General features: G+C 71.2%; 8 protein-coding genes. 4 read left to right on the top strand and 4 right to left on the bottom strand.

Annotation, left to right across the window (positions count from 1 at the left end; genetic code table 11):
• The first annotated feature begins 258 nt into the window (after positions 1 to 258).
• Both FOE67_RS11925 and FOE67_RS11920 read left to right on the top strand, forming a co-directional pair.
• Positions 259 to 1,089, top strand: a complete 831-nt coding sequence (locus tag FOE67_RS11925) for an enoyl-CoA hydratase/isomerase family protein (RefSeq protein WP_182663388.1) — start codon at positions 259 to 261, stop codon at positions 1,087 to 1,089.
• 9 nt (positions 1,090 to 1,098) lie between these two features.
• A complete protein-coding gene (locus FOE67_RS11920; RefSeq protein WP_182663386.1) occupies positions 1,099 to 2,007 on the top strand; it encodes an alpha/beta fold hydrolase in 909 nt (302 codons plus the stop codon).
• Positions 2,008 to 2,377: 370 nt separating this feature from the next.
• On the opposite strand, the gene FOE67_RS11915 is transcribed toward FOE67_RS11920, so the two are convergent.
• Positions 2,378 to 2,797, bottom strand: coding sequence for a hypothetical protein (locus FOE67_RS11915; protein WP_323384783.1), 420 nt, complete (start codon positions 2,795 to 2,797; stop codon positions 2,378 to 2,380).
• 654 nt (positions 2,798 to 3,451) lie between these two features.
• On the opposite strand from FOE67_RS11915, the gene FOE67_RS11910 reads away from it, so the two are divergent.
• Positions 3,452 to 3,745 (top strand): hypothetical protein, encoded by a 294-nt coding sequence (locus tag FOE67_RS11910; protein WP_182663383.1) that lies wholly within the window; start codon positions 3,452 to 3,454, stop codon positions 3,743 to 3,745.
• Positions 3,746 to 3,805: 60 nt separating this feature from the next.
• Here the strand turns inward: FOE67_RS11910 and FOE67_RS11905 are convergent, their stop codons facing one another.
• Positions 3,806 to 4,510, bottom strand: a complete 705-nt coding sequence (locus tag FOE67_RS11905) for a gamma carbonic anhydrase family protein (protein WP_323384781.1) — start codon at positions 4,508 to 4,510, stop codon at positions 3,806 to 3,808.
• Between the two features lie 193 nt (positions 4,511 to 4,703).
• Here FOE67_RS11905 and FOE67_RS29230 point away from each other — a divergent pair, with 193 nt between their 5' ends.
• Positions 4,704 to 4,967, top strand: coding sequence for a YfbM family protein (locus FOE67_RS29230; protein WP_228473798.1), 264 nt, complete (start codon positions 4,704 to 4,706; stop codon positions 4,965 to 4,967).
• A gap of 315 nt (positions 4,968 to 5,282) precedes the next feature.
• Here FOE67_RS29230 and FOE67_RS11895 read toward each other — a convergent pair whose 3' ends face one another.
• Together FOE67_RS11895 and FOE67_RS11890 are read right to left on the bottom strand one after the other, a co-directional pair.
• Complete coding sequence (locus FOE67_RS11895; RefSeq protein WP_182663381.1) at positions 5,283 to 6,317, bottom strand: alpha/beta fold hydrolase; 1,035 nt, start codon at positions 6,315 to 6,317, stop codon at positions 5,283 to 5,285.
• A gap of 30 nt (positions 6,318 to 6,347) precedes the next feature.
• Positions 6,348 to 6,836, bottom strand: a complete 489-nt coding sequence (locus FOE67_RS11890; RefSeq protein WP_182663380.1) for a DinB family protein — start codon at positions 6,834 to 6,836, stop codon at positions 6,348 to 6,350.
• Positions 6,837 to 6,856: the final 20 nt, after the last annotated feature.

The following is a 6,856-nucleotide window of genomic DNA, read 5'->3' as shown; positions in this document are numbered from 1 at the left end:
GGGCCTCGTCCCCCGTTCCCCCCGCGGAACCCCCGGACCGCTCCGGACCACCGTCGTGATCGGGTTCCCCGACATTCCTCGCGCCGCTCACCACTGCCTCCCGCGGGTTCCGATCCGGGGACGGCCGTCCCCGGGGCCCCGGGTCGGAAGTCTGCCCCCGCCGACCCGTTTCGCACGTCGCAACGCGCCCGGAGACCCCTCCGGAGGCCCTGTCCGGGGGCACGACGTCGCCACCCGGACCCCCGATACGATCCGGACATGGAACCCGAGGCCGACCCGCGCGCGGCCGTGACCCACACCGTGCGGGACGGCGTGGCGCGGGTGGTCCTGTGCCACCCCGCCCGACGCAACGCCCTCACCGCGGAGATGTGGCGGCACCTCCCGCCGCTGCTCGGGCGGTTGTCCGCCGACCCGGCCGTCCGGGTGCTGGTGCTCACCGGGCACGGGGACACCTTCTGCGCCGGGGCCGACATCCGCGACCTGCGCGCGGGCGACGCCCCGCAGGACCTCGCGGTGGCCGCCGAGGAGGCCGTCGCCGCCTTCCCCGGTCCGAGCCTGGCGGTGATCCGGGGCGACTGCGTGGGCGGCGGTTGCCAGTTGGCCGCCGCCTGCGACCTGCGGCTGGCCGCGGAGGGCGCGCGCTTCGGGGTGACACCCGCCCGGCTGGGCCTGGTGTACCCCGCCTCCTCCACCGCCCGCCTGACCCGGCTGATCGGCCCGTCGGCTGCCAAACACCTCCTGTTCTCCGCCGAGTTGATCGACACCGACCGCGCGCTGCGGGTCGGCCTGGTGGACGAGGTCCTGCCGCCGGATGCCCTCGACCGACGGGCCGGGGAGCTGATCCGGACGCTGGTCTCCCGATCGGCCCTCACCCAGCGGGCCGCCAAGGAGTTCGTCGACCACCCGCCGGGGGACCCCGAGGAGGCCGGCCGGCGCACCGAGCGGTGGCGGGTGGTGCAACGCGAGTCGGGGGAGGCGGCCGAGGGGGTGGCCGCCTTCCTGGAACGGCGTCCGCCGGCCTTCCGCTGGGTCGGCGGGATCGACACGGTCGAACACGCCCCCGGCGTGCGCGTCCCGCCCCCGGGGTAGGGGTGGGCCATGGCCAGAATCCTGTGCGGGGACACCGAGTTCGGGTACGACGAGGCGGGCGGCGGCGAGCCCGCCGTGGTGTTGATCCACGCCGGGCTGGCGGACCGTCGGATGTGGGCGCACCAGTTGCGATCGCTGGCCGCCGACCACCGGGTGATCCGCTACGACTGCCGGGGGCACGGCGAGACGGCGGCCGGCGGCGAGCCCCGCCCCCACCACGAGGACCTGCTCGCCCTGATGGACGCCCTGGAGGTGCCCCGGGCCGCCCTGATCGGCTGTTCGATGGGCGGCTCGTACGCGGTGGAGGCGGCCCTGGCGGCACCGGACCGGGTGACGGCGCTGGCCCTGATCTCCCCCGGTCTCTCCGGTCGGCCGTGGCCCGAGGACATGCTGCTGGAGGCGGCGGAGCGGGTGCACGCGCGCATCCCCGTCGAGCGGCGGGAGGTCTACCGCGCCGGGGGCACCACCGAACACCTGCTGGTCGACGCGCTGGCCACCGCGGAGGCGCACATCGAGTGGATGGTGGCCGGCCCCCGCCGGGATCTCTCGGCACTGCCGCACGAGGCCCGGGAGTTGGCGGTGCAGATGTACCGCGAGCACCTGGAACGGCTGTGGAGCGGGGAGGAGCCGCCGCGCGAGGAGGTGCTGCCCGACCCCCTGCCGGGCACCCGGTTGGACCGCGTGGTCGCGCCCACGCTGGTGATCAACGGCCTGGACGACGTGCCGGCGGTGCAGGAGGTCGCGGCCGAGGTCGCCGCCGGGATACCCGGGGCCCGGCGGATCGACCTGCCCGACACCGGCCACCTGGCCCCGCTGGAGCATCCGGCGGAGGTGACGGACATCCTGCGGGCCTTCCTCGCCTCCGCCTCGACCGTCCCCACCCGCGAGGACCCCGGCACCCCGGCCGCCCCCGCCTGATCGGCGGGGTCGGCGTCGCGCGCCGTTCCGGGGACCGCGGGGCCTCGCCCGACCCGTGCCCGCGCTCACGCCCCGGATACGCCGTGGCGATGTGCCCCGGCGCCGCGCAGCCGGGAAGTGACGTTTTCCCGGTGAAACAACCTCCGCGTATCGGTTTGCTCCCTGCGTTCGGTGTTGAGAGGGCGTCGGTGGTCCGGCTGTCGACAGAAGTGAAACTCTTGGTGGGGCGATTCTCACCACGAGCTCGCCCGCCCCTCAACCAGGCATGGCGATGAATTTCACGGAGGAAACCTCAATTGCCATCCTGATTCGGCACCCGCGACAATGAAGGTCGCATGGCATGGCGCCGTGCGAGCCGATGCGGGAACTGTCACTTCTCGACCTCTTTGCGTTGCGCGACCGCGAATACGGTGAGCGCCACAGCGCAAACCGCCAGTACGGCTACGGCTGGGTTGATGTATGAGGGAATGACCCCGGCCTCGATCGTGCGACCGTCGCCGGTGAGGCATCCGAAACGCAGCGGGAAGAAGCTCGGGGCATATCCGGCGAGACGCTGTGTGCCCAGTACCTCGTTGCACGCCCGGGATTGGTCCGGGGAGTCGAAGAAGAACAGGCGCAGGACGCCCCAGGTGTACATGCCGACCGTTGCGGTCCACGTCAGTACCGCTCCGGACTTGAGAAATGCCACTGCGGTTCTGTTGACCCCGGCCCGTGTCAGCAGCTTGATCGAGTACACCATGAGCCAGGGCGTGGCGACGACGCCGAGGAGGATCAGCAGGAGTAAGGCCACCGGATGGTGGTCTGCGTAGGGTTGATCTCCCGACATCCGTGCTCCTTGGGCCCGGATATTTCATGAAGCCCCGTCGGCTTTTCGACAGGGCTTCACCAAACATCAAGGCCGGTCTTCGATCACAGTGTGTGACCGTGACGGCTGATTCCATATGACGCCGAACCGGCTGACGCCCTGCCCGGTCTCCCGGGTCCCGCGGTGGAGGATCCGAGCCCCGGTGTATCGCGGCCGTCTACGCGGCATGGCCCTTTCGGGAAGTTGTCATACCGCACATTGTTCCACGACCTCACACGGGCCCTGAACGGGCTTTCCTTCGAGGCGAGCGCCGTTCATGGGGCTTCGAGCCGGCAATGCCTCGCTCTCCTCGCCACGGATACGCCGTGGCGATGTGCTCCGGCGCTGCTTCCCCGGAGTGCGGAAGGGTGGGCCCGGGAGTCCGGGGACGGGGAAGTGCGTGGGATGGCGTCGATGTTCCCGGCCGGGACGGGGGCGTTCTCGATGCGGCCTGTCGGGGGGCCGGGCTCGATCCCACCGGCGCCGAATTGCTCCGGCCGGGCTCCAACACGGTCCACCGACTCGCCTCGGCCCCGGTCGTGGTGCGTGTGGTCGGTAGGTAGGGGGGAGAGCAGCGCATCGGCTCAGCGATCGGTCGCGGTGGCGCGATGGCTGGAGGCGGAGGAGTTTCCCACCCTGCGGATCGTGCCCGGCGTCCAACAGCCGATGACCGTGGCAGGCCGTCCGGTCACCTTCTGGGAGAACGCGCGGGATCGGGAGGAATACGCCCGACTCGATGAACCGGCCGACCTTCTCCACCGCCTTCACCGGCTGCGGAAGCCGGAGGCGCCCGACCTGCCGTACCTCGACCCCTTCGCCGAGGTCCGGGGGTCACTCACCACGATGGAAGGGCCGGAGAACGAAGACCACCGACACAGCTCGTCGAGCGCGTGACCGGAGCGGAATCCGGAGGGGGCGTCACCTCGGCACGGCGCAAGTGCCGTTGATGCGCCGCTAGCCGGGACTCGCGATCTCATCGTCCGCGTGCGCGCCGAACTCGGCGGCGCGCACCTCCGCGATGTGCTCGTACCGCCTGATCCGGTCGGTCCACTCCGCGTCGACGCCGAACGCCACCTGCGCGAACCCCACCCGGCCGATGGCCTCGGCCAAACCCGGATCGCCGGGGGCCAGCAGCCGCACCGGCGTGTCGAGCGCCACGGTGTGCGGCGGCACGAAGTACTCCTCCGGCACAACGGTGCGCGCATGGACGAGCGCGCCGACAGCGACAACCGAGCCGGCCCCCAACCGCGCGCCCTGCAGGACCGTCGCCCCGGTCGCCGCGTAGACGCACCTGCCGACCTCGCAACCCAGCAATGTGGCATGCGGCCCCACGAAGACATGGTCCTCGACGAGCACCGGCTGATCACCGGCGACCGCGGACCCGCGCAACACGGCGTTCTCGCAGATCACCGCCGCCTCCCCGACCTCGATCCGAGACCCCTCGGCATCGAGCACCGCACCGTACATCACCCGCGCCCTCGCTCCCACGCGGACATCACCGACCAACGTGGCCGTCGGGGCCACGTACGCGGTGGGATGGATCTGTGGCTCGCGCCCGCGATGCCGGATGCGGAGTCCCTGCGTTGCGGCAATCATGAACGGATCCTCGACCGACCGATCGCGAGCACGCCGGCAGATTTCGGACATCGCGTTCCACACGCCTCCCGAAGGCGCACATGACGAGTGAGCGATTCACCGTGGACAGCCCGGCCGAACGGTGGGGCCCGAGCGGCCTGGAACCGGTCGGCCAGGGCCTGGAATTCTCCGTCCACCGGGCGCGGGGCACGATGGGCACCCCGTCGCGGTACGTCTCGCGCACCGGCGATTCGACTCGAACGCCAATGACCCCCATGTGGACACCCGGGCCCTGCTCCTTCAGGAGTACGAGATCACGAGGCATATGGCCGCCCGTGGTCTACCGGTCGCGGAGGCGAGGGAACTCGTCCCGGCGGCCGTTGTCGGTGGCCCCCTTTGCCCTCCGAGCATGGGCATGATCGGCGAGTACCTGCGTGTCACGGCGGCTGAGCCCGACCGGGGGATACAGGATCCGGACCGGGCGTTCGCCTCCGCCGAAGAGGTCGGGGACGCCGAGGAGGAGTCGGAGCCGGTGAGGTAGCGCTCGACCGCCGCGGTGTACGACGCGAACGGGGCGGACAGAGGTACGACCCGAGCGCGCGACAACCGAAGTGTGCCCCTCCCGAGATCGGTCACCGGTTCGATCGCCACAACTGTCCCGGCCCCTCCGGCTCCGCCGCGGTGAATCCGGCATTTACCGCGGCATCACCCTCACGCACCATCAGGCAACGGAATTCCGATAAGCCGGCCTCGAATCGAACCCGCCGCTACGCCAACCGCTGCACCGCCGGCCTTCACGGCGAACGCAGCCCCGATCGTTGCATGTCCCTTCGCCGCAGCCGTACGAGAACAGGGCCTACGACGGGGTGCGGCCGAGGAAGCGCAGCAGCTCCTCCGTGACGAATTCGGGGTTCTCCTCGACCAGCCAGTGGCCCGCCCGGGGCACATCCACTGCCCGCACGATGTTGGTCATGCGCGGCTCCACGGTGGAGCGCACTCCCTCGAGTTGCCCCTGCGCCGTCATGAGCAGGACCGGGACCTCCACCGGTGCCGCCGCCTCGGTATCGGCGACGTCCTTGTCGAGGCTGCGGTAGAGCTCGAAGCCGCCCTTCAGAGCCTCGGGCCGGCTGTAGGTGCGCGCGTATTCGTCGATCTCCTCATCGCTGAACGGGGACCGTTGCGCGGTGCCGCCGAACGACGATCCCTCGAAGGCGACCTGCGGGTAGAACAGTTCCAGGTAGTCGCGGACGTTGTTCCCGACGACCGCCTCGGGGACGTCGGGCTGGGAGTGGAAGGCGATGTGCCAGCTCAGTGAGCGGTACGCGGCGGCGTCCAGCGCGGGTCCGGGCAGCGGCAGGTCGAGGTAGCCGAGGAGTTCGGTGTCCTCGGGGAACAGGGCGGCGTACTGGAAGGCGACCGCGGCGCCCAGGTCGTGTCCGACGACCCGGGCGTCACGCACGCCAAGCTGCTCGGCGATCAGGGTGTGCACGTATCGGGCCAGGGTCGCCTTGTCGTAGCCGGTCGGCGAGCCGGTGCTGTCGCCGAGCCCGGGGAGGTCGACGGCGTAGACGGTGTGGTGCTCGGCGAGCTCGGGCATGATCTCCCACCAGCTGTACCAGGTCTGCGGCCAGCCGTGCAGCAGTACCACCGGAGAGCCGCTGCCACCCTTGACGTAGTGCATGCGGACGCCCTCGACATCGGCGAACCCGTGCCGGAAGGTACCGGTGAACTCCGGGTCGTCGTGGGTGGCGGCGGTGTGCGCGGGGACTTCGGGGGCCTGTGGGGCGCAGGCGGTGGCACCGGTCATCAGGGCGAAGGCGAGCGCGGTGGCGGCCAGGGTGCGTGTCAGGCGGGATGAGCGGCGGTCGAAGCGTCGTTCTGCGGTTGTCATGTGTCCTGTGTTCCTGGTGTGGTGACGGGGTCAGCGTCCGGTGGTGCCGTCGATCAGTTCGCGCAGGATGTCCGCGTGCCCGGCGTGGCGGCCGGTCTCCTCGATCATGTGCGTGAGTGCCCAACGGATGCTGGGAGCGGGTCCGCCCCTCCGCGGACGGGGCACGGGTGCGCCGGGGTCGGTGCACCCGTCCAGGACGGCGTCGGCGCGCGCGACGGTCTCCCGGTAGCGGGCGAGGACCTCGGCCACGCTGTCCGCGGGCGAGGCGTCGAAGGTCGCCTGCCAGTCGGTGACCTCCTCCCCGAGGAAGGTGGTCCGTTCGACGGCGGTGAGGTGGTGGAGCAGACCGAGCAGATTCGTGCCCGAAGGCGTTCGGTACGTGCGGACCTGCGGTTCGGGGGTGCCCTCGACCTTTGCGGCGATCGAGTCGCGCAGGTAGCCGAGGAATCCGCGCAGGACCTCGATCTCACTGCTTCCGGTGCGGGGCGGCGGGGTGTCGCGGCGGTGGGCGGCGGGCATCGTGTCTCCTCCCGGTGGGG

This window comes from Streptomyces calidiresistens, assembly GCF_014141525.1.
Taxonomy (GTDB): domain Bacteria; phylum Actinomycetota; class Actinomycetes; order Streptomycetales; family Streptomycetaceae; genus Streptomyces; species Streptomyces calidiresistens.
The sequence above is the reverse complement of the archived record's forward strand: the minus strand, read 5'-3'. Positions and strand labels throughout refer to the sequence as shown.

What these genes read in the sequence shown, in the direction of transcription:
- FOE67_RS11925 (WP_182663388.1), top strand. Translation starts at nt 259, where the DNA reads ATGGAACCCGAGGCCGACCCGCGCGCGGCCGTGACCCACACCGTGCGG.
- FOE67_RS11890 (WP_182663380.1), bottom strand. Translation starts at nt 6,836, where the DNA reads ATGCCCGCCGCCCACCGCCGCGACACCCCGCCGCCCCGCACCGGAAGC.
- FOE67_RS11920 (WP_182663386.1), top strand. Translation starts at nt 1,099, where the DNA reads ATGGCCAGAATCCTGTGCGGGGACACCGAGTTCGGGTACGACGAGGCG.
- FOE67_RS11895 (WP_182663381.1), bottom strand. Translation starts at nt 6,317, where the DNA reads ATGACAACCGCAGAACGACGCTTCGACCGCCGCTCATCCCGCCTGACA.